The sequence below is a fragment of the Gordonia sp. p3-SID1431 genome, from assembly GCF_025143765.1.
GTDB lineage: Bacteria > Actinomycetota > Actinomycetes > Mycobacteriales > Mycobacteriaceae > Gordonia > Gordonia hongkongensis.
Genome location: NZ_JAMBDT010000057.1, coordinates 1 through 19,861, shown reverse-complemented (window position 1 = coordinate 19,861; position 19,861 = coordinate 1). Strand labels below are relative to the sequence as shown.

At 68.0% G+C, this 19,861-nt stretch carries 21 protein-coding genes and 1 pseudogene; 11 read left to right on the top strand and 11 right to left on the bottom strand.

Annotation, left to right across the window (positions count from 1 at the left end):
* Positions 1-3 precede the first annotated feature (3 nt).
* The gene (locus M4D77_RS14875; protein ID WP_259936550.1) at positions 4-1,122 is read left to right on the top strand and encodes a class II histone deacetylase; all 1,119 of its coding nucleotides are present in this window, start codon (positions 4-6) and stop codon (positions 1,120-1,122) included.
* On the opposite strand, the gene M4D77_RS14870 is transcribed toward M4D77_RS14875, so the two are convergent.
* The 5 genes from M4D77_RS14870 to M4D77_RS14850 all read right to left on the bottom strand — a co-directional run bounded on the left by M4D77_RS14870 (position 1,119) and on the right by M4D77_RS14850 (position 3,810).
* Entirely contained in the window at positions 1,119-2,147 is a 1,029-nt protein-coding gene (locus M4D77_RS14870) for a LuxR family transcriptional regulator (RefSeq protein ID WP_259936549.1), read from the bottom strand. The genes M4D77_RS14875 and M4D77_RS14870 overlap by 4 nt on opposite strands.
* 116 nt (positions 2,148-2,263) lie before the next feature.
* Positions 2,264-2,563: a YciI family protein gene (locus tag M4D77_RS14865; RefSeq protein ID WP_068971835.1), complete on the bottom strand. Its 300-nt coding sequence runs from the start codon at positions 2,561-2,563 to the stop codon at positions 2,264-2,266.
* Between the two features lie 17 nt (positions 2,564-2,580).
* On the bottom strand, positions 2,581-3,114 hold the full coding sequence (locus M4D77_RS14860; RefSeq protein ID WP_247449800.1) for an SRPBCC domain-containing protein: 534 nt from the start codon (positions 3,112-3,114) through the stop codon (positions 2,581-2,583).
* Entirely contained in the window at positions 3,104-3,457 is a 354-nt protein-coding gene (locus tag M4D77_RS14855; RefSeq protein ID WP_247449798.1) for a helix-turn-helix transcriptional regulator, read from the bottom strand. The genes M4D77_RS14860 and M4D77_RS14855 overlap by 11 nt, the downstream gene beginning before the upstream one ends.
* Positions 3,454-3,810, bottom strand: coding sequence for a VOC family protein (locus M4D77_RS14850; protein ID WP_259936548.1), 357 nt, complete (start codon positions 3,808-3,810; stop codon positions 3,454-3,456). Before M4D77_RS14850 ends, M4D77_RS14855 begins: the two co-directional genes overlap by 4 nt.
* A gap of 145 nt (positions 3,811-3,955) precedes the next feature.
* Here M4D77_RS14850 and M4D77_RS14845 point away from each other — a divergent pair, with 145 nt between their 5' ends.
* Together M4D77_RS14845 and M4D77_RS14840 are read left to right on the top strand one after the other, a co-directional pair.
* Positions 3,956-5,674 (top strand): CocE/NonD family hydrolase, encoded by a 1,719-nt coding sequence (locus tag M4D77_RS14845; RefSeq protein WP_259936547.1) that lies wholly within the window; start codon positions 3,956-3,958, stop codon positions 5,672-5,674.
* Positions 5,675-5,696: 22 nt separating this feature from the next.
* Positions 5,697-6,281 (top strand): alpha/beta fold hydrolase, encoded by a 585-nt coding sequence (locus tag M4D77_RS14840; RefSeq protein WP_259936546.1) that lies wholly within the window; start codon positions 5,697-5,699, stop codon positions 6,279-6,281.
* A gap of 134 nt (positions 6,282-6,415) precedes the next feature.
* Here the strand turns inward: M4D77_RS14840 and M4D77_RS14835 are convergent, their stop codons facing one another.
* The 4 genes from M4D77_RS14835 to M4D77_RS14820 form a co-directional block, all read right to left on the bottom strand.
* Positions 6,416-7,408 carry a hypothetical protein gene (locus M4D77_RS14835; protein ID WP_259936545.1) on the bottom strand — a complete coding sequence of 331 codons (993 nt, stop codon included), beginning with the start codon at positions 7,406-7,408 and terminating at the stop codon, positions 6,416-6,418.
* 109 nt (positions 7,409-7,517) lie between these two features.
* Entirely contained in the window at positions 7,518-7,895 is a 378-nt protein-coding gene (locus tag M4D77_RS14830; protein WP_078113702.1) for a VOC family protein, read from the bottom strand.
* Positions 7,896-8,124: 229 nt separating this feature from the next.
* Positions 8,125-8,559 (bottom strand): DUF1801 domain-containing protein, encoded by a 435-nt coding sequence (locus tag M4D77_RS14825; protein WP_259936544.1) that lies wholly within the window; start codon positions 8,557-8,559, stop codon positions 8,125-8,127.
* Between the two features lie 111 nt (positions 8,560-8,670).
* Positions 8,671-9,870: an NAD(P)/FAD-dependent oxidoreductase gene (locus tag M4D77_RS14820; protein ID WP_259936543.1), complete on the bottom strand. Its 1,200-nt coding sequence runs from the start codon at positions 9,868-9,870 to the stop codon at positions 8,671-8,673.
* A gap of 115 nt (positions 9,871-9,985) precedes the next feature.
* On the opposite strand from M4D77_RS14820, the gene M4D77_RS14815 reads away from it, so the two are divergent.
* Entirely contained in the window at positions 9,986-11,647 is a 1,662-nt protein-coding gene (locus tag M4D77_RS14815) for an ABC-F family ATP-binding cassette domain-containing protein (protein ID WP_259936542.1), read from the top strand.
* A 6-nt stretch (positions 11,648-11,653) separates the two neighbouring features.
* Here M4D77_RS14815 and M4D77_RS14810 read toward each other — a convergent pair whose 3' ends face one another.
* Positions 11,654-13,024 (bottom strand): LLM class flavin-dependent oxidoreductase, encoded by a 1,371-nt coding sequence (locus tag M4D77_RS14810; protein WP_159371228.1) that lies wholly within the window; start codon positions 13,022-13,024, stop codon positions 11,654-11,656.
* A 176-nt stretch (positions 13,025-13,200) separates the two neighbouring features.
* Between M4D77_RS14810 and M4D77_RS14805 the strand changes: the two genes are divergently transcribed.
* Together M4D77_RS14805 and M4D77_RS14800 are read left to right on the top strand one after the other, a co-directional pair.
* Positions 13,201-13,572: a helix-turn-helix transcriptional regulator gene (locus M4D77_RS14805; protein ID WP_065631081.1), complete on the top strand. Its 372-nt coding sequence runs from the start codon at positions 13,201-13,203 to the stop codon at positions 13,570-13,572.
* 3 nt (positions 13,573-13,575) lie between these two features.
* A complete protein-coding gene (locus M4D77_RS14800) occupies positions 13,576-14,061 on the top strand; it encodes an SRPBCC domain-containing protein (RefSeq protein WP_058252460.1) in 486 nt (161 codons plus the stop codon).
* Positions 14,062-14,064: 3 nt separating this feature from the next.
* On the opposite strand, the gene ygiD is transcribed toward M4D77_RS14800, so the two are convergent.
* Positions 14,065-14,940, bottom strand: coding sequence for a 4,5-DOPA dioxygenase extradiol (gene ygiD / locus M4D77_RS14795; RefSeq protein ID WP_159371226.1), 876 nt, complete (start codon positions 14,938-14,940; stop codon positions 14,065-14,067).
* Positions 14,941-15,036: 96 nt separating this feature from the next.
* Here ygiD and M4D77_RS14790 point away from each other — a divergent pair.
* The 5 genes and pseudogenes from M4D77_RS14790 (at position 15,037) to M4D77_RS14770 (ending at position 19,847) form a co-directional block, all read left to right on the top strand.
* A pseudogene (locus M4D77_RS14790) lies at positions 15,037-16,271 on the top strand (serine hydrolase domain-containing protein).
* 68 nt (positions 16,272-16,339) lie between these two features.
* On the top strand, positions 16,340-16,939 hold the full coding sequence (locus M4D77_RS14785) for a DUF1707 domain-containing protein (RefSeq protein WP_065631078.1): 600 nt from the start codon (positions 16,340-16,342) through the stop codon (positions 16,937-16,939).
* Between the two features lie 127 nt (positions 16,940-17,066).
* Positions 17,067-17,912 (top strand): ABC transporter permease, encoded by an 846-nt coding sequence (locus M4D77_RS14780; protein ID WP_058252462.1) that lies wholly within the window; start codon positions 17,067-17,069, stop codon positions 17,910-17,912.
* 40 nt (positions 17,913-17,952) lie between these two features.
* Positions 17,953-18,741 carry an ABC transporter ATP-binding protein gene (locus tag M4D77_RS14775; RefSeq protein ID WP_259936541.1) on the top strand — a complete coding sequence of 263 codons (789 nt, stop codon included), beginning with the start codon at positions 17,953-17,955 and terminating at the stop codon, positions 18,739-18,741.
* 32 nt (positions 18,742-18,773) lie between these two features.
* Complete coding sequence (locus M4D77_RS14770; protein ID WP_259936540.1) at positions 18,774-19,847, top strand: ABC transporter substrate-binding protein; 1,074 nt, start codon at positions 18,774-18,776, stop codon at positions 19,845-19,847.
* Positions 19,848-19,861: the final 14 nt, after the last annotated feature.

The following is a 19,861-nucleotide window of genomic DNA, read 5'->3' as shown; positions in this document are numbered from 1 at the left end:
ATCGTGGCAACGACCACCGGATACATCTGGAACACGCTCTACGGCTGGGCAGACACAGGCAGCGGCGGAATCTTCCCGCCCAGCGTCGACGCACTGACGCAGCCGATCGCCCATCATGTCGCACACCCCGACACCAAGCGACGGCTTCACGAGCTGATCAGTGCCTCCGGATTGCTCGACTCGCTGCGGCAACTCGAGCCGGGGCCCGCGACCCGCGAGGACATCCTCCGCGTCCACGACGCCGCTCACTATGAGCGCATCGTGAGCGAGAGCGCCCTCCCCAAGGGCGGCGACGCCGGCGACGGGGTGTCGCCGTTCGGCAACGGTGGCCATCACATCGCGCTGCTCGCCGCCGGGGGTGCGATCGAAGCTGTTCGTGCGGTCGTCGACGGCACGGTGCGAAACGCGTACGCACTCATCAATCCGCCGGGACACCACGCCGAGCGCGCCACCGGCCGCGGGTTCTGCATCTTCAACAACGGCGCGATCGCGGCGACCCATGCGCTGGAGACGCTCGGGCTGCAACGGGTGGCGATCGTGGACTGGGATGTCCACCACGGGAACGGCGCCCAGGACATCTTCCGGGAGTCCTCGAAGGTGCTGAACATCTCGGTACACCAGGATCGCTGCTTTCCGTCCGACTCGGGATTCCGGGACGAGCGGGGTTCCGGCGACGGGTTCGGTTACACGCTCAACGTTCCGCTGCCGCCCGGTGGCGGCAGCGGCGCATACGAGTACGCCTTCGACGCCGTGGTGCTGCCTGCGTTGCGCGCATACCGGCCCGAACTGATCATCGTGGCGAGCGGATTCGACGCATCGATGATGGACCCGCTGGCGCGGATGATGCTGCGCGCCGACGGATTCCGCTCGCTGGCCCGTAAGATCATCGACGTGGCCGATGAGGTGGCCGACGGGAAGCTCGTCTGTCTCCAGGAGGGCGGTTACAGCCCGTACTACGTTCCCTTCTGCGGGCTGGCGGTGGTCGAGGAGCTCGCCGGCGTCTCGACCGGTACAGCCGATGCGTTCGCGCCCATCCTGGGCCCCATGGGCGGCGATGACCTGCTCGCCCACGAGCGCGAGGCGGTCGACGCCGCGAAAAAGCTGCTCGCGGATATCACCTAGGGGAACGAGTCCCGGTAGATCCGCGCCAGTTCGGCGACGGGGGCTGTCGCGGGACCGGGGATGACCGTGGCGGTCGCCGTCGCCCTGGCGGCCGCCTCGGTTCGTCGGTCCACCCCGAGCTTGCGTCGGATGTTCACCATGTGCGTGTGCACCGTCCGCGGACTGAGATCCAGGCCTGCGGCGATCGCGGCGTCGGTGCGTCCCACCACAAGTCCGCTGAGCACTCGCACCTCCTGTCGACTCAGATGCCACACCTGCTCGGCGGTCACCGGCCGGGCGGTCACCCTGAGGTCGCCGAAGTCGCCCAGGCGCGAGAGGGTCACCCGGTACCGAGTTCCCTGATGCCACCACAGGTGTCGGAGTTCATCGACCCCGCTGGCGGCGAAGCCGTCCACAACATGTTCGAAAGCGGCTTCGGCGATGAACGGAACGTCCACCGGACCCGCCGATCGGGTCCGAGCGCCCCGGCGCAGGTAGACGGTGGACGGGGCCGGTGCGTCCGAGTCCGTCGGATCGGCCGATGGTGCTCGCTGAATGTTCTCCGACCCTTGGTCCGGTCGCAGGACCAGCGCCAGCAAGCCCGACAGGTCGCGGGCCAGCGCGCGCTGCGGCGCCGCGAATGCGTCGGGGCGTCGGGCGGAGAAATGTGCAAGACCCACGTAATTGCCACCGTCGAACAACTCGACCGTCATCCCGTCGGCGAAACCCTCGGCCCGCAGGTACTGCTCGAACAGCACGGTACGGGTGAACTCTTCGCGTACCCTCCCGCCGACGTCGCTGATCGAGAGAGGCAGGCCGTCTGCGGGATTGAGCCGGCTGGTGAAGCCGACCTCGTAGTCACGAGGGAACAGGTGCTGCAAAGCCCAGGCCGAGCCCGCGGAGTAGCCCACCCGGGACACGATCCGAGACCGTGCGCCCTCCGGCTGGTGGATGAGCAGCGCGGCGTCGAAGTGCACATGGCCCTGGAGCAGCCGCACTGCCCGCGTCAACTCACCCCGCGTCAGATCGGTTGCCGGATTGCTCATTTCGTCAGTGTATTGACGCGACGCAGGTGGCCGCCGGAAGTCGCTGACATCAGGTCCGCGGGATTCTCGGCAACGTACCGAGGGGCTGGTCGACAGTGTTGCGACGGCTTCTCCGGTCAGTCGCGCCCGATGCCCACGGGCATGGGGAGGATCTCGACGCGGGCGAGGCCCGAGGTGACGGCCGGGTCGGCGGCGCTGATGGCCCGGACATCGTCCTCGGAGTCGGCGCGCACCACGCCCAGGCCCCAGTTCCCGGTCGGGTCGACGACGGGACCGAAGATCACGGCGGTGCCGTCGGCGAGGAGCCCCGACCAGTACGCGCCGTGGCGGCCCATGATGGCGGCTTCGTCGTCGGACATGTCGCCGGGACCGAAGGTGGGACGCGGCGGGACGAGTTTGTACACGAAGTGGGTCATGGTCGGACGCTCTCCCTTCAGGGGTGGGTCGATTCGATGACGTCGACGCAGGCCGCCAGGGCTGCGGCCCAGCCGCCGGAGTACGCGCCGGAGCTGTAACCGCCCGGCGCGGCGCAGTCTTCGCGAAGCTGTTCCTCGCTCAGATGCTCCCAGCCGCGGTGTTCCACGGACACCCGCGTCAGAGCCGGACCGAGCGAGGTGAACGACAGCTCGACCTCGGTCGGCTCGGGAGTGTTCAGCCACGACATGACGAACCGACTCGGGGGTTCCCACACCGCCAATCGACCCCATTCGGCGGTCGTGCCGTCGTCCCAGGTCTCATAGACCCGGCCGCCGGTGAACTCGTCGATGGCCACCGTCCGTGCCCGGTCCCCGCCGATCGACATCGGCTGCAGTGGCCACCAGACCCCGATGGTCCGGACAAAAGTGGTGAAGACGTGGTCGAGATCGCTACGGACGGTAGTGGATTGACGTATCGGCGGCCGTCGGAGCGGGAGAACGGCACCGCCATCGCGACTTCCGGCGTCGGCGACCTCGCGTTCACCCGGCACGGTTCACCTCGTCGTCGTCGGTCAGTCCGCGTTCGGCCTCGACCAGTTGCCGCGCGACGTCGAGAGATGACGCCCACATGTCGTCGAGCAGGTCGCGTAGTCGGTCGATGCCCTCGGGTCGGGCGCGGTAGATGCGTCGGGTCCCCTCGCGGCGTTCGGCCAGCAACCCGGCGTCTTTCAGCACGGTGATGTGCTGGGAGATCGCGGTGCGGCTGACGTCGAACCGGGCGGCGATGTCGCCCGCGGACAGCTCCTCGCCGGAGACGAGTTCGAGGATGGCGCGGCGGCGGGGCTCCGCCATCGCGCGCAGGGCCTCGTCGACGCCCGGGGAGTTGTCGGTCACGCCCAGAGTCCGATCGAGTTGCCGTCGGGGTCGGAGAACATCGCGAATCTGCCGTACCCATCCGGGAGGTCCGTGGGCGGCACGAGTGCCTTGCCACCGAGCGTCTCGGCCCGGTCGAGGGACGCCTGCAGATCGTCGACGCGCATGTAGACACTCACCCCGCTGGTCCCGCCGGGTTCGGACACGGCGCCGATGCCGCCGGAGACGGCGCCGTCACCTGCGCCGGTGTCCACGAGCGAGTATTCCGGGCCGGAACTGTCGTCGATGGTCCAGTCGAACAGATCGCGATAGAACGCGGTGAGACGGGTGGGGTCGTGCGAGGTGATCTCGAAGAATGCGACTGGTGCTCCCATTGAGGACTCCTTGTGCCGTTATATGTCGGTAATCACTAACGTTAGCGATTACTGACAAAAGACGCAAGGGTGTGGAGAGCCATGTCCGGCCTCGGCCTGTGCCCTAGAGTCCAGCCATGGGTCTCGCACTGTCGTCGGAGGTCGTATGAGGGATTCGGTGAGCCACGACCGGCCGTGGCGGCGCCCGGGTGCTCTCCGATATGGCCTGCGGCGGGTGCGGAATGCCGTGCGCCCGCCGGTGACCGTCTACCCGGCACCCGACGACATGATCAAGGACGCCGACGTCCCGGTGGTGATGCGCGACGGGGTCACCCTGCGGGTCAACGTGTATCGACCGGCGGGGGAGGGTCCGTTCCCGGTCCTGCTCTCGGCGCACCCCTACGGCAAGGACGCGCTGCCGGTCCGGACGCGGTTCGGCTGGAAGCTCAACTTTCAGTACCGGATCATGAATCAACCTGCACCGTTTCGCGTTTCGAGTGAGACCGGCTGGGAGGCGCCCGACCCTGCGGTCTGGACCTCGCGCGGCTACGTCGTCGTCAATGCCGACCTGCGTGGCGCGGGGACCTCGGAGGGAACCGGATCGCTGCTCTCCGACGCCGAGGCCCTCGATGTCCACGACCTGATCGAGTGGGCCGGCCGGCAGTCCTGGTCGACCGGCGCGGTCGGCATGCTGGGCGTGTCGTATCTCGCACTCTCGCAGTACAAGGCGGCAGCACTCCGCCCGCCCCACCTCGCGGCGATCTGTCCGTGGGAGGGGTTCACCGACCTCTACCGCGACTTCATGAAGCCTGGCGGAGTCGACGAGAGAGGGTTCTCCCGCATCTGGGCTCTCGTCACCCGGAAGGCTGCCCGGTTGTCGGAGGACATCGGTGCCGAACGCCGCCGCCACCCGCTCCGAGATGATTGGTGGCAGAGCAAGACACCGGATCTCGCGGCCATCGAGGTGCCGATGCTGGTGTGCGCCAGTTTCTCCGACAGCAATCTGCACAGCGCGGGTTCGATGCGTGCGTTCGACCGGGCCGGGTCGGCCCACAAGTACCTGTACACCCACCGCGGACCGAAGTGGGCGACGTTCTACAGCGACGTCGCGGTGGCGACCCAGCACGCGTTCTTCGAGCGACACCTGCGCGGGGACACGACCAGGACCCTGCCACGGGTCCGCCTCGAAGTCCGGGGGTCGCGGACCGAGGTCACCGATGTACGCGAGGAACATGAGTGGCCGCCGGCGGCGACCACGTGGACCGAACTGCTACTCGCCGACGGTGATCGTCTGACCCGGGTCACCGGGGGAGGCGTGGCGAGTGGTTCGTCGGTTCTCGACCTGCGCGGAGCCGGGCTGGCCTACGACCTTGCCATCGATTCTCATCTCGAACTCTCCGGACCGATGAGTGCTCGACTATGGGTCAGCCTGCCGCGCGGTGGGGATGCGACGTTGTTCGTGGCAGTGGAGAAATGGGCCGGAACGCGGTGGGTCCCGTTCGAGGGTTCGTACGGATACGGCCGGGACCGCATCGTGACGGGTAGGCAGAAGCTCTCCCTGCGAGCACTGGACCGCGATGCATCGTCGGTGGCCCGGCCGGTGCACAGCTTCGACCGCGTTCAGTTGCTGGAGCCCGGTCAGATCGCGGAGATCGAGGTCGGACTCGGATCGTCGGCAACATCTTTCACGCCTGGCGATCGCCTGCGGCTGGTGCTCGCGGGGCGGAACATCGACCGGGGCAATCCGTTGACCGGACATTTCCCCGCTCGCTATAAGACCGGTCCCCGCGGAACGTGTCGGATTCATCGGGGCGGAGATCATCCCTCGATGCTGACGGTGCCGCTGATCGAGGCGACGAATCCGGCGGCCGGTCTGAATCCGTGACGACAGCTGAGGAGAGTACGTGGTGACGACCGAACCCCCGACCTGGCTGCTACTGCCGGGAACCCCGCTGTCGCCGGCGGTGTGGGACGGCGTGCGTGCCGAGCTGGCCGAGTACGGACACGTGATCACGCCTGCGATCAGCCCGCCGCCGGGTCATGCGGATGACGACCTACCCGCGCGGCTCGCGGCCGGGGTCGCGGAATCGGTTGCGTCCGAGGCGCCCTGGCATGTGGTGGGACATTCCTTCGGCGGACAGGTGGCCCTGGAACTCGCGATCCGGCGCCCCGAGCTCGTCTCCCGCTTGACGCTGCTGTGCACCCGAGACACGCCCTTCCCGGCATTCGACGCTGCGGCAGCCGCCGTCGAGGCCGGCACCGTCGATGTCGACGGCACACTCGGACGGTGGTTCAGCGCAGACGAATTGCGCAACGATGGACCGGTCGTCCGCTACGCTCGCGAAGCCGTGGCCGCCGCGGACCGGCGTCCTGGGCGTCGGCGCTGCGCGCGATCGCCCACTTCGACTGTTCGCAACGCACCGCGTCGATCTCGTGCCCGGTGGCCGTGGTCGCGGCCGAACACGACACGGTGTCCGACGTCGCCTCCATGACAGCCATGTATCAGCGGATACCGGGATCGGACTTCATCGTCCGCGCCGGTGCCTGGCATATGAGCATCTTCGACGACCCGGCCGCGGTGGCGCGAATCCTCCTCTGACGACCGACGAATCTCGACCGTCGGGCTTCAGGTCGCGTCGGCGATGATCTGCCGCTGGGCGGTGAACATCTCGGCCAGATTGTTGCTGACCGTGGTGTCCATGGCGGGCGGTGCGTCGTCAACCGTGTTGTGCGTGACCGTGAACGATACGCCCCGCTCCTCGCCGACCACGATGATCCCGGCGAGGTGAACCTCGATCGCACCGACCTCGTACTCGCCGGTCATCCGGACCGCTTTGTAGTCACCGTCGATCGGCAGCTCGACCTTCTCGAGTGCGAGAGTGACCGGGACGTCGCCATCCTCGAGGGTCAGCGTGAAAGACGAACAGGCGGAGACGATCTCGTCGAACTCGTCGTAACCGTTGTCGGCCGGCTTGGTCACGTCGGCACTGTAGTTGTCGAGACCGAAGAGTATCTCACTGGAGGACGAGGTCTCGGTGAGCTCGCGCTCCGCGCGTTCGTTGCCGGTCTGCTGAGACTGGACCAGCGTCGCACACTTCTCGTTGTCCACGGTGCTGCCGTCGTCGTCGGTACTACCCGTCTCCGTGCTGAATTCGCCCGTGATGTCCGGGAACTGGTCTTCGGGCAGCACCAGTTGGAGGGCCGAGGCGGTCGGGATCGACGGTTCGTCGTCGCCACCACCGCGCAGGGTCAGCGCCAGCACCACCGCCACCACGACGATCAGTACGAGGACCAGTCCGCCGCCGCCGATGAACCACCACTTCTTGCTCCCGCTCTTGGCCGGCGGGGGCGGTTGCTGACCGAACGGCTGGCCATACGGTTGCTGGCCGTAGGGCTGCTGGCCGTAGGGCTGCCCGCCATTGGGCTGTTGGCCGTACGGCTGCCCGCCAGTGGGCTGTTGGCCGTACGGCTGCCCACCGTACGGGCCCGGGTTCGGCGGCTGGCCGGGAGCCGGCTGCGGCCCGCCGGGTTGGTGACCGCCAGATGGCGGCCAGCCGGGTTGCTGCGGCCCCTGCGGACCCATGGCGGTCGGCTGGTTGGGGTCGTAGGGACTGCCCACGGTCGGCTCCTCCTGGTCGGTGACCTCGGGAGATTACCGCGCTTCGATGGGGGCATCGCCGGGTTTCATGCGACCGAATGAGCGACGTCCGACGGACGGGTCCGGACGCTCACAGGAGCGCGGGCGGTGGGTATTTCGGTTCGTACAGCGTGATCTCCCCGGCGCCGGGGACCTTGACCCGGACAGTCACGCCCCAACCCTCATCGGTCGGGGTGCCCGCGAACTCGGCGCCCCGGCCGGCGAGTTCGCGCATGGTGGAGTCGAGATCGTCGCACATGAACGACACGTCGAACTTCTGATCGGTGCGACCGGCGCTTCCCTCGTGCTCCCAGGCATTCGGGTGCGCTCCCAGTTCGCTGGGACCGGTCTGGAAGATCAGCCAGCCGCCGCCCGTGTCGACGTGCGGGAAGCGCAACACGTCGCGGAAGAATGCGCGGGCGGCGTCCGGGTCGTCGCAGTAGATCAGTGTGTGCACCGCGGTGATCATGGCGCCCAGGGTAGTCGGGCCGCGGAGCCGAACCAGTGTTGTTCGCAGAAGCCGGAACCGGCCCCCAGCGCAGAATTTCCGTCCCCGTGAGCCGGTGCGAAGGGCAATATGCCCTTCAAACCTGTTGAGGGGGACGCAAATTCGTGGTAAAGAGACGATCCCTCGCCGGTTCCTGACCCTTCGTGGCTCGTCGCTTGCGCTCCTCGCACCTCGGGGAGCAAGGGGAAGGTCAGCTCACCGCCTTCGCGACCAGCGTCGCAATGGTCTTCTCGGCCTCGGTGTCCAGGGTGCTGACCGCGAATGACGTCGGCCAGAATCCGCCGTCGTCGAGGTTGGCGTTCTGGGTGAATCCGAAGGTGGAGTACCGCTCCTTGTCGTCGTGCCCGCTGCGGAAGAAACACACGACCTTGCCCTTCAGCGCGTAGGCCGGTTGTCCGTACCAGAGCTTCGGCGCGATGTCCGGCGCGGTCGTGGTGACGATCGCGTGGATGCGTTCGGCCAGCGCGCGATCGGCCGGGTCCATGCTCTCGAGCTTCGCGAGCAGATCGAGTTCCTCGGCCGCCTTCTTGTTCCCGCGCCCACGGGACTTCTCCTTCTCGAGTTCCGCGGCGCGCTCCTTCATCGCGGCGCGTTCCTGATCGGAGAATCCTCCTGAGCTGCCCATTCGCGTTCCCTTCGTGGTCGATGGCCTCGGGGCCGAGGCAGCTCTCACGGTAGTGCGCGGCGGGTCAGGGGGCTTCTCGATTCCGAACCGGTCGAAGGTCTCGACGCGGACTCACACCCGCCCTCGTAGGATCGCGTTCCAGTACAGGCGCGGGAGGGCATATCGGTCGAAGGCCCACGCACTCCGGCGCGGTTTGAGCGGGTCGATGACCGACGGCAACGACGACGTGACGGTCCCGTCGCGGTCGAACTCGGCGGCGATCAGATGATGTGCGTCCGTCGCGATCGGCGCGACCGTGTACCCGTCGTAGGCGGTGAGGTCCTCGCCGGCCCGCGCGGCCGCGATGTTGTCTGCAAGCACCGAGATCTGCCGTCGCAGACCGCCGCCCGACGGGTCGGTCGCGATCGCGGCGCCGTCACCGGCTCCCCAGATGGACGGATGGGTGCGGTGACGCAGCGTGTGGGGGTCGATGTCGACGAGCCCCCGGTCGCGGGCGCCGGCCAGGCCCGAGTCGGTCACCAGGTCGGCACCTCGGAAGGGCGGGACGAGATGCAGCATGTCGTAGCACACGTCCTGGGTGTCCGAGCCGGTGACCACGGTGACCCGGCGATCGACCGGATGCAGTCGTACGGAGCTGTCGAGCAGCACGCGGACGCCGAGTTCGTCGAGGCACTCCGAGAGGCGGGCGTCGAGGGCATCGACGCCGAGCAGATGGGGCCGGTCGACGGTCAAGGTGATGTCGAGCGACTCGAGGATGCCTCGACGCCGCCAGTGGGCGGCGGCCAGGAACAGTGGTTTGAGTGTGGTCCCGGTGCAGCTGACCGGCGGACGCGGGACGGTGAACACCGCTCGTCCACCCCACGGCATCGAGGTGACGAGATCCCAGGTCTGTTCGGCCCGGTCGAGATAATTGCTGGCCACCGCCGGGTCGGCGATCGCGAGTTCGATCCCCGGCATCGCGTCGTGATCCGGTACGAGTCCGACGGCCAGGACGAGGTCCCGGTAGCCGATGTCGGCGCCCGAGGCGCAGCGGATCGTCCGCTTTCCCGCGTCGACGACGACGGCGGTGTCGCGCAACCACGTCACCCCGTCCGGCGTCACCGATCGCTGCGTGCGCTCGGCGTCCTGCAGTGTCGCCTGACCTCCGCCGACGTAGGAGAGCAGTGGGCGGTAGGTGTGGACGGCCTGCGGTTCGATCACCGCGACATCGGTGACGCCCAGGCGCAGCAGTCGCGCCGCCGCGCTGAGGCCGGCGTTTCCGCCGCCGACGATGACGACGTCGAAGTGTCGGGTCTCGCGAGATGAGGTCATGCGGGTCAATACCCGGCCGGGCGGTCGGGAAAACCGGGGGAGCCGGCTGTGCCGACTGCCGGGTCCGCCTCGGCCGGGTCCTCGTGGTCCGAGTGCTGGGTGCGACCATGGACCGATGACCGCCACGCTCGTCGCCAAGGACGTCGCCGGGGGATATGCCCACCGCGTCCTCTTCGACCACCTCGATCTCACGGCTGCACCCGGCGACGTGATCGGCGTGGTCGGTGCCAACGGCGCCGGGAAGACGACGCTGCTGCGGGTACTCGCCGGTGATCTCGCGCCCCTGGAGGGGACGGTGACCCGTGCACCGTCCGACGCTTTCGTCGGATGGCTGCCGCAGGAGCACGAACGGCTTCCCGGTGAGGTGGTGCGCGCGTACGTCGCCCGCCGGACGGGGTGCGCGGCGGCGACGGCGGCGATGGACGCGGCGGCGGACGCGTTGGCCGACCACGACGCCGCGGCGCCGGGAGATCCGGCCGAGACGTATGCCGCCGCACTCGACCACTGGTTGGCCACCGGGGCGGCCGATCTCGACGAGCGGCTGCCCGCGGTCCTCGCCGACCTCGGGCTCGGCGACGGCGTCATCGACCCGGACGCCACCCTGATGGCGGATCTGTCCGGCGGCCAGGCCGCCCGGGTCGGGCTCGCCGCGCTGCTGTGCTCGCGGTTCGACATCGTGCTCCTCGACGAACCGACCAACGACCTCGATCTCGACGGTCTCGCGCGCCTGGAGGAGGTCGTGGCCGGCATGCGGGGCGGCGTCGTCCTGGTCAGTCACGATCGAGAGTTCCTCGCGCGCAGCGTCACCCGGGTGCTCGAACTCGACCTCGCGCAGCACACCAACACCGTGTACGGCGGCGGCTACGAGAGCTACCTCGAGGAGCGTGCCGTCGCCCGCCGTCACCGTCGCGAGGAGTACGAGGAGTTCGCGGCCAAAAAGGCCGACCTCGTCGCACGCGCTCGGACCCAGCGTGAGTGGTCGAGTCAGGGTGTCCGCAATGCCATCCGGAAAGCGCCGGACAACGACAAGATTCGACGTCGCGCCGCCACCGAGTCCAGTGAGAAGCAGGCGCAGAAGGTCCGGCAGATGGAGAGCCGGATCGCTCGGCTCGACGAGGTCGCCGAACCGCGCAAGGAATGGGTCCTCGAGTTCACCATCGGGTCCGCGCCGCGCTCCAGCTCGGTGGTCGCCACCCTCAATGAAGCGGTCGTGCGACAGGGGGATTTCGTGCTGGGCCCGGTGTCGTTACAGGTGAACGCCGGCGAACGCATCGGCATCACGGGCCACAACGGTGCCGGCAAGACGACGCTGCTGCGGCTACTACTCGGTCGCGTCGTACCCGACGAGGGGACCGCGCGACTCGGTGCCAACGTCGCGATCGGCGAGATCGACCAGGCGCGTGGCCTGTTCACCGGTCCCCGGCCGCTGGCCGAACGGTTCGAAGCGCTGGTCCCCGAATACTCCACCGCGGACGTGCGGACGTTGCTCGCCAAGTTCGGGCTGCGGGCCGATCACGTGGACCGGCCGGTCGGAGAGCTGTCACCCGGCGAACGCACGCGGGCCGGACTCGCCCTGCTGCAGGCGCGGGGCACCAATGTCCTCGTCCTCGACGAGCCGACCAACCACCTCGACCTGCCGGCCATCGAGCAACTCGAGTCCGCCCTCGATTCCTACGACGGCGCAGTGCTTCTCGTGACCCACGATCGGCGCATGCTGCAGAACGTGCGCGTCGACCGGCACTGGGACGTCGACGGCGGCCGGTTCAGCGAGCGCTGAGTTCTCTCAGCCCGCGAGCCGGGTGTCTACCCCACGCACGTCCGCCGGCAGATCCTCCTCGGCGCTCCCGAGCCCGAGGTGCTCGCGCAGGGTCGTGCCCTCGTACTCCGTGCGGAACAGGCCGCGGCGCTGCAGCTCTGGGACCACGTAGTCCACGAAGTCGTTGAAGGTGCCCGGGGTCTGCGCACTCGACACGATGAACCCGTCGGCCTCACCGCCGGTGAAGGACTCCTCGATCTGGTCCGCGACATCGGCGGCCGTGCCGACGAACTGCGGCAGCAGGACTCCCTGGGCGTAGAGCTTGCCGATGTCGCGGAGGGTGAGACTGTCCCGCTCGGAGAGGCGTCGGGCGACGTCGAACAGCCCCTGTGTTCCGCTCACCTGGACGTCTTCGACGGGAGCGTCGAGATCGTAGGCGGAGAAGTCGTGGTCGGTGTGAACCGACAGCGTGATCAGGCCGGAGATCGGATCGGCGAGTTCGTTGTGGAACGCCTGCTTCTCCCGGGCGATCGACTCGGTCTCGCCGATGAACGGGATGAACGACGGGAAGATGTTGACGTGGTCGGGATTTCGGCCGAAGTTCACCGCCCGCGACTTCACGTCGTCGTAGTAGGCCCGGCGTCCCTCCGGGGTCGGGTCGATCTCGAAGATCGCCTCGGCCCACCGCGCGGCGAAGTCCTTGCCGGTGTTCGACGATCCCGCCTGGATGAGTACCGGGCGATGCTGCGGTGAGCGGGGCTGGTTCAGCGGACCCCGCGTGCGGTAGTGCGTGCCCTCGTGGTCGACGGTGTGGATCTTCGACGGATCCGCCCAGACGCCGGACTCCTTGTCGGCGGTGACGGCGTCGGCATCCCAGCTCGACCACAGCTTGATCGCCGTGCTGACGAACTCCTCGGCGCGCACGTACCGCTCGTCGTGTCCGACGTGGTCGTCGAAGCCGAAGTTCTGCGCCTCGGCCTGCGACAGCGACGTCACGATGTTCCACGCGATCCGTCCGCGGGTGAGGTGATCGAGGGAACCGAAGACGCGCGCGAGTTCGTAGGGGTGAAAGTAGGTGGTGGACTTGGTGACCGCGATGCCGAGCCGGGTGGTGACGGCGGCGATGCTCGCCGCGACCAGGCTCGGATCGATCGTCGCCGCGGCCTGGGTGCCGCGCCGGAAGGGTTCGGACTGGTCGCCGCCGAACCGGACCGGTGCGGCGAGCAGGTCGGCGAAGAAGGCGAAGTCGAACTTGCCGCGTTCGAGGATGCGGCCGACCCGGTGGTAGTGGTCTGGCCCGAAGTAGTCGGTCTCCGAGCCGGGATGACGCCATGCGGCGTGCGAATGGGTGACGGGGGAGGCGATCAAGAAACCACCGAGGTGGAGCTGACGGGTCACGAGTGGGGTCCTTCGGGTTCGGCATCGCGGAGTCGGTCCGATGGCGGCGACGCGCGACGGATGCGGCGAGACGGTCGGGACAAGTCAAGGCGCAGGGTCCACCGGCGGCCAGGGTTGAGCCCGCCGTGATCGCAACAGACCCTTGACATACAACCAATTGGTTGTATGTTTGAGGCGTGGCCGAGAACGCAGGCGAACCGACAGACGAGGACCGGGCCGACGCCCTGTTCCACGCGCTGTCGGACCGCACCCGTCGTGACATCCTGCGACGCGTGCTCGCCGGCGAACACTCGGTCTCGGTGCTCGCCGCGAAATACGACATGAGCTTCGCGGCGGTACAGAAGCACGTCGCCGTCCTGGAGAAGGCCGGTCTGCTCACCAAGCGTCGTTCCGGACGCGAGCAGCTGGCCAGCGGCGATGTCGCGGCAGTGCGTTCGGTGGCCTCGATGCTCACCGAGCTCGAAGCGGTGTGGCGTGGTCGTATCGCCCGCATCGACGATCTACTCACGCTCGAATCACCCTCACCCACAACCACACCGGAGGAATGAACAATGCCTGTCATCGATGTGACACCCGACCTCGACGCCCGGACGATCACCATCAACGCCGAGTTCGCGGCCCCGATCGAACGGGTGTGGCAGATCTACGCCGATCCGCGTCAGCTCGAGAAGATCTGGGGCCCGCCCACCTATCCGGCGACCGTCGTCGACCACGACCTGCGCCCGGGCGGCAAGGTCACGTACTACATGACCAGTCCCGAGGGCGAGAAGTTCGGCGGCTACTGGAAAGTCGAATCGGTGGACGAGCCCACCGGCTTCACCTTCCTCGACGGCTTTGCCGACGGGGACCTCAACCCGATCACCGACATGCCCGAATCCCGCAATTCCTACGCATTCACCGAGACGGACGGTAAGACCGTCGCCACCTTCATCAGCACCTACGACTCGGCCGAGGCGTTGCAGAAGGTGCTCGACATGGGAGTCGTCGAAGGTGCGTCGTCGGCGATCAACCAGATCGACGAGTTCCTCGCGGCCTGAGGGTCACAGGTTCGAGTTGAGCGTCGGAAACCCCTCGGGCAGTTCGGCGGCCGGGCCACCGGCGCCGGACCCCGTGGGCTCGACGTCCAGCCCGTGCGTGTAGGCGGCCATCGAGATCGACCCGGCGGCATGGCCGTCCACGAGCAGATCCAGCGGGGCGTCTCCGGCGAGTCCGGCGATGTACAGCATCGGTAGATAGTGGTCCGGGGTCGGCACGGACTTGTCGAAGTCGGGATGTCCGTCCAGACTCAGCACACTCGACGGCTTGTCCAGCAACACCTCTCGGGCCGCATCGTCGAACCGGTGGGCCCAGTCGAATCCGCTGTCGGGCTTCGCGAAGTCGACCGCGCGTAGGTTGTGCACGATGTTGCCGCTGCCGATGATCAGCACACCCTGGTCGCGGAGCGGGGCGAGCCGGCGGCCCAGTTCGTAGTGGTGCTCGTAGTCCTTGAAAGCGTTGAGCGACAACTGGAGTACGGGTACGGACGCATCCGGGAACGTGTGCACCAGCACCGACCACGTCCCGTGGTCGATACCCCAGCTGTCGATGTCGTGACCGCACCACGTGGGTTTGACGACATCGGAGACCATGTCGGCGACATCCGGGTCGCCCGGGGCGGGGTACTCCACGTCGAAGAGGTCCTGCGGGAAACCGTAGAAGTCGTGGATCGTCCGCGGCCGTGGCATCGCCGTCACGGCGGTGGCGTTGGTGTACCAGTGCGCCGAGATCACCAGGATCGCTCGCGGTTTCGGCACCGAGGCACCCAGAGCGGCCCAGGCCTCGGTGTACTTGTTGCGCTCCAGGGCGTTCATCGGGTTGCCGTGACCGATGAACGCGACCGGCATCGTCCCCGAGCTCGTCGCGTCTACCGCTGACATCGTCGCCTCCTCCGGCCGATTGCGGACGGAGTCGACGCTACTCCGGAATCGCCGAAGTCGCCGACAGGGGTTCGGCGCCCGTGGAACAATTCGACAATGCATAAGCGCTGGTCAATGCCGATTGCCACGGTCCTCGCGATCGCTCTGGCGGCGTGCGGCACCGGGGGCGGTTCCGAACCCGCGTCCTCGTCGGCGTCGTCGTCGAACCCGCAGCAGGCGGCGCAGATCGAGCAGATCGTCGAAGGTCTGATGGAGTCCCAACACCTCAAGTCGGTGATCGTGCGTGTCACCGAGGACGGCCAGGAGGTGACCACCAAGGCGTTCGGCGAGTCGCAGACCGGTGTACCCGCCACCGCGGACATGCACTTCCGCAACGGGTCGGTCGCCATCGCCTACGTCGCGGCGGTGTTGTTGCAACTCGTCGACGAGAAGGCGGTCGCCCTCGACGACATCATCGCGACATGGGTGCCCCAGATCCCCAACAGCGACCGGGTCACCCTCCGGCAACTGGCGACGATGACGTCGGGGTACCAGGACTATGTGCTCGGCAACGACGCGTTCGAGATCGAGGAGTTGACGAACCCGTTCAAGGCGTGGACGACCGACGAGATGTTGTCCTACGCGGTGAACGAGCCGCTGCTCTACGCGCCGGGGACGAACTGGAACTACGCGCACACGAACTACGTGATCCTCGGCCTCGCGCTGGAGAAGATCACCGGTGAATCGGTCGCGGATCTACTCCGGCAGCGGATCTCCGAGCCGCTCGACCTCGACAACACGGTGTCGGATCTGACGGCGGTGATCTCGGAACCCGCCCTGCATGCCTACTCGTCGGAGCGCCGCGGGATTCTGAACCTTCCACCGACGACGCCGTTCTACGAGGAGACGACCGGCTGGCACCCGTCGTGGAGCATCACCCACGGTGCGATTCAGACGTCGAACATCTACGACGTCGAGGCGACGGCCCGGAAACTCTTCGCGGGGGAGACGCTGTCGGCCGAGGGCTACGACACCATGGTCTCCACCCGGCTCCGCGGCGTGGCGCGTCCGCTGGCCGGTTGCTCGACGTGCCGGCCGATGAACGAGGAGTACACCTACGGCATGGGAGTCGTGCTGACCGGCGGCTGGATCGTGCAGAACCCGTTGTTCAACGGCTACGCGGCGGTCGTCGGGTATCTCCCGTCGGAGAAGATCGCCATCGCGGTGGCGGGACCTACGACGCCGAGGCGTTCGGTCCGGACGGCTCGTACGCCAACGGCGGCAATCCGATCTTCGCGCAGATCGGCGCCCTGATGGCCCCCGACTCCGCGCCACCGATCCCGCGGAACTGACGCCGCCGCGAGGCCCGGCCGTCGTGCTGCGAAAACCCACCCAGCGCGGGTGCCATATGGTGGCAGGTATGGTCGACCGCCTCCCCGACGACGATCTACGGGTCGGAAACCCGGAACGCGAGCGGGCCGTGACTCTCCTCAATGATGCCTTCTCGTCCGGATATCTGGAGATCGCGGAGTTCGAGGAGCGGTCCGGTCTGGTGTACGCCGCCAAGACCCGCGCGGACCTGCGAGCCGTCCTGGAACACCTGCCGAACGCCGGTCGCCTGTTCAACGAGCCGGGCCAGGCCGTAGCCGCGACCCCGGCCGTCGCCGTCCCTTCGACTGGGCCCGTGCACCTCGCGGCCGAGTGGGAGACGGTTCGACGCAAGGGCACGTGGCATGTTCCGCCGTCGACGCTGGTCACCGGCAGCATGGGCACCGTCGACATGGACTTCACCCATGCGACGTTCCCCGGGCCGTCGACGATCCTGCAGCTGCAGGTCTCCATCACCACGGTGAAGCTCCGGATCGGCCCCGATCAGGAGATAAGGTACGGCGACCTGCAACTCTCCGGATGGTCGAAGGTGAAGGACAAGGCCGGCGCACCGACGCGTCCGGGCGGACCGGTGATCGAGCTGACGGGTTCGGCGTCGGGGATGACCGGCATCGTCATCAAACGGAGCTGACGCACCGAACCGTATCGACCGGGGCTGACCGCTCGCCGTTACGCGAACGCCGGGCGGGTGGCCTACTTGTGCTCACGCTGAACTCAACGGTGTCGCGAGTGTTTCCCGATTCGTAACGTTGCCGCACGTGGCCGACCGAACACTCAGTATCAGCGCGCCCGGCGATCCGCGGGCGGTGGACCCGGGGTCGTCCGACTCCCCATCGGCCAAGGCGGGCCGGTCGTCCCGGCTGCACACCATCCTGCGCGCGCTGTCACCCATCGCCGTTCTCGTGCTCTGGCAGGTGGGCAGCGCACTGGGGATCATCCCGCAGGACAAGCTGCCCGCACCGTCGCTGATCGCCGAGGCCGGGTGGGAGGTCCTGAACAACGGACAACTCCTCGACGCCATCGCGGCGTCGGCGCAGCGGGTCGCGATCGGACTGACGATCGGCGTCGCGGTCGGGATCGGTCTGGGCTTGCTGGTCGGCCTGAGCAAGTTCGCCGACTCGGCCATCGACCCGAACATGCAGGCTATACGCGCACTTCCGCTCTTCGGTCTGATCCCGTTGTTCATCCTGTGGTTCGGCATCGGCGAGATGCCCAAGGTGCTGCTCGTGTCCCTCGGCGCGCTGTTCCCCCTCTACCTGAACACCTCCGCCGCGATTCGCCAGATCGACGGCCGCCTGGTGGAAACCGCTCGCGTGCTGGGCTTCTCGCGGCTGACCACCATCCGCGATCTCATCATCCCGGGTGCCATGCCGCAGATCCTGGTCGGTCTGCGCCAGGCCCTGGCGATCGCATGGCTCAGCCTCATCGTCGCCGAGCAGATCGCGGCCACGTCCGGGCTGGGATACCTGATCAACAACGCGCGCGACTTCCTGCGCACCGACATCATCTTCTTCGGCCTGATCGTCTACGCCGCACTGGGTTTGATCACCGACGCCATCGTGCGTGCGCTGGAGCGCTACACGACCCGATACCAGAACCGGTGACGCCCCCAACCCGCACATCCCGAGTCCAGGAGGCCCTACCATGACCGCCATCGCCACCCGCGATCTCGAGGTCCCGTCCGCCGACGACCTGGTCGACCCCGCCGGATACGCCGCGGAAGTCGAGAACGCGAGCCTGAGCTACGGGGACAATCTCGTGTTGCGGGACGTGACCCTGCGGGTCGGGGCGCACGAGATCGTCGCGCTCATCGGACGCAGCGGCAGCGGCAAGTCGACGCTGCTTCGCCTGCTGGCGGGCCTGTCGCAGACCGAGTCGGGCAGCGTCCGGACCGCCGGTCACCCGGCGGTGTCCTTCCAGGAACCGCGACTCTTCCCCTGGCGCACCGTCTTACAGAACGTCGCCTTCGGCCTCGTGCGCGAGAAGGTCGGCAAGTCACAGGCCCGCGAACGCGCGCGCCGCACCCTCGACGAGGTCGGCCTGAGCGACAAGACGGGTGCGTGGCCCGCGCAACTCTCGGGTGGTCAGGCGCAACGGGTCTCGCTCGCCCGTGCGCTCGTGGCCCGTCCGCAACTGCTGCTGCTCGACGAGCCGTTCGGCGCACTCGACGCCCTCACTCGGCGCACGATGCACGAACTGCTCATCTCGCTGTGGCGCGACAACGGGTTCGGTGCACTCCTCGTCACCCACGACGTCGACGAGGCGTTGCGGCTGGCCGACCGCGTCGTCGTCCTGGCCGGTGGCGAGATCGTCGAAGACCTCACCGTGCCCCGTCCACGTCAGACCGGCGACGCCGATGACCCCGACTCCGAGATCCCGCGCCTGCGAGCCGAATTGCTGACCGCACTCGGCGTCGCCGATCCGGCGCGCTGACCCTCCCGTTCCCTGACCGAAAGCCGATCTCGATGACACACCACCATCTTTCCGTGCGCGCATCCCGGGCCCGACGGCGCCGCGTGCTCGCCGCCGTGCTGGCCACCGCCGCCCTGACCCTGGGCCTCGCGGGCTGTGTGCAGCGGGAGGACACCGCCGAATCGATCGCGAACGAGACGGTCGACGTCGCCTCACTGCAGGACCTGACCCTCCGAGTCGGAGACCAGAAGGGCGGCACCGAAGCCCTACTGCGCGCCTCGGGCGAACTCGAGAAGCTCCCGTTCACCATCGAATTCTCCACCTTCACCTCCGGCCCGCCGCAGATCGAGGCCGCCACCGCAGGCAAGATCGACTTCGCGGTCACCGGGAACACGCCGCCCATCTTCGGCGCCGCGGCGAACGCGAAGGTCAAGATCGTCACCGGGTACGCGAACAACGCCAGCGGCGACGCGATCCTGATCCCGGGAACGTCGACACTGGCCTCGGTCGCCGACCTCAAGGGCAAGAAGGTCGCCGTGGCGAAGGGCAGCTCGGCCCACGGACATCTGCTGCTGCAACTGAACAAGGTGAATCTGACCCTGGGGCCCGGCAAGGACGTCGAGCCGGTCTTCCTGCAGCCCGCGGATGCGTTGTCGGCGTTCACCTCCGGGAACGTCGACGCATGGGCGATCTGGGACCCGTACACCGCGATCGTCCAGCTCGAGAACAACCCGAAGACGCTCATCACGGCCGAAGGCGTCTCCAACGGTTACGGTTTCGGGATCGCGGGCGACGAGGCGCTGGCCGACCCGCGTCGCAACACCGCAGTACGGGAACTGGCGCTCGGGATCGCGCGGGCCGCCAACTGGGCCAAGGCCAACCCGGAAGAGTGGGCCGAGCAGTACTCCGCCGAGGTCGGAATCGACCCGCGGGCCGGCGCGATCGCCCAGGGCCGCAGCCTTCGACCCGCGATCGCACTCGACGACAGCGTCGTGGCGTCGGAGCAGGAGCTCGCCGATGCCTTCGCCGACTCCGGGCAACTCCAGGGGCAGGTCGACTTCGCGAAGTTCGTCAACAACCGCTACGACGAGGCCCTCGCACCGCTGTTCGGCACGCCCCAGTCCTAGTGGTGCGTCTCGGG

Bases quoted from the DNA above. Each gene is read 5' to 3' on its own strand.
- M4D77_RS14830 (WP_078113702.1), bottom strand. From the start codon at position 7,895: ATGATCACCGCGGTGCACACACTGATCTACTGCGACGACCCGGACGCC.
- M4D77_RS14820 (WP_259936543.1), bottom strand. From the start codon at position 9,870: ATGACCTCATCTCGCGAGACCCGACACTTCGACGTCGTCATCGTCGGC.
- M4D77_RS14865 (WP_068971835.1), bottom strand. From the start codon at position 2,563: ATGACCCACTTCGTGTACAAACTCGTCCCGCCGCGTCCCACCTTCGGT.
- M4D77_RS14870 (WP_259936549.1), bottom strand. From the start codon at position 2,147: ATGAGCAATCCGGCAACCGATCTGACGCGGGGTGAGTTGACGCGGGCA.
- M4D77_RS14770 (WP_259936540.1), top strand. From the start codon at position 18,774: ATGACACACCACCATCTTTCCGTGCGCGCATCCCGGGCCCGACGGCGC.
- M4D77_RS14815 (WP_259936542.1), top strand. From the start codon at position 9,986: ATGACCGCCACGCTCGTCGCCAAGGACGTCGCCGGGGGATATGCCCAC.
- M4D77_RS14850 (WP_259936548.1), bottom strand. From the start codon at position 3,810: ATGGGAGCACCAGTCGCATTCTTCGAGATCACCTCGCACGACCCCACC.
- ygiD (WP_159371226.1), bottom strand. From the start codon at position 14,940: ATGTCAGCGGTAGACGCGACGAGCTCGGGGACGATGCCGGTCGCGTTC.
- M4D77_RS14785 (WP_065631078.1), top strand. From the start codon at position 16,340: ATGGTCGACCGCCTCCCCGACGACGATCTACGGGTCGGAAACCCGGAA.
- M4D77_RS14825 (WP_259936544.1), bottom strand. From the start codon at position 8,559: ATGGGCAGCTCAGGAGGATTCTCCGATCAGGAACGCGCCGCGATGAAG.
- M4D77_RS14800 (WP_058252460.1), top strand. From the start codon at position 13,576: ATGCCTGTCATCGATGTGACACCCGACCTCGACGCCCGGACGATCACC.
- M4D77_RS14775 (WP_259936541.1), top strand. From the start codon at position 17,953: ATGACCGCCATCGCCACCCGCGATCTCGAGGTCCCGTCCGCCGACGAC.
- M4D77_RS14845 (WP_259936547.1), top strand. From the start codon at position 3,956: ATGAGGGATTCGGTGAGCCACGACCGGCCGTGGCGGCGCCCGGGTGCT.